Annotated in this window: 1 protein-coding gene; it reads right to left on the bottom strand. The window is 65.2% G+C overall.

Going from position 1 to position 578, the window contains the following annotated elements:
- On the bottom strand, positions 1–578 hold a 578-nt coding region (locus tag AC630_RS42570; RefSeq protein WP_208867133.1), incomplete at both ends, for a chemotaxis protein CheW.

Genomic DNA, 578 nt, shown 5'->3' with positions numbered 1-578 from the left:
CGCCCCGTTCTCCTCGCCCATGTCATGGGCCGAGGAGCCGGCGGCGCCGAGCGCCTTGGCGATGCCGTTGGGGTCGATGATCATGATGACCGCGCCATCGCCCAGGATGGTGTTGCCCGAGAACATGTCGATATGCCGCAGTTTGGTCGACATCGGCTTGACCACGATCTCTTCGGTGTGGAACACGCCGTCGACGACGATGCCGAAGGTCTGGCTGCCGACCTGCGTCACCACGATGAAGCCGTTCTCGGGATCGGACGCGGCGCCGTCGTCGATCTTGAGCAGCTTCTTGAGATGGATCAGCGGCAACAGCTTGTTGCGCAGGCGCAGCACCGCGGTGTCCTTGATGCGCTCGATGCGGTGCTCGGAGTTGGCGCGGGCCCGGACCAGCTCGACCACCGAGAGCTGCGGGATGGCAAAGCGGTCGCCGGCGGCTTCCACGATCAGCGCCGAGACGATGGCCAAGGTCAGCGGGATCTTGATGGTGACGGAGGAGCCTTCGCCGGCCACCGACTTGATGTCGATGGTGCCGCCGATCTGGTCGATATTGGTGCGCACCACGTCCATGCCGACGCCGC

Source organism: Bradyrhizobium sp. AS23.2 (assembly GCF_001908185.1).
Taxonomy (GTDB): Bacteria; Pseudomonadota; Alphaproteobacteria; order Rhizobiales; family Xanthobacteraceae; genus Bradyrhizobium.
This window is presented reverse-complemented; position numbering and strand designations above follow the sequence as displayed.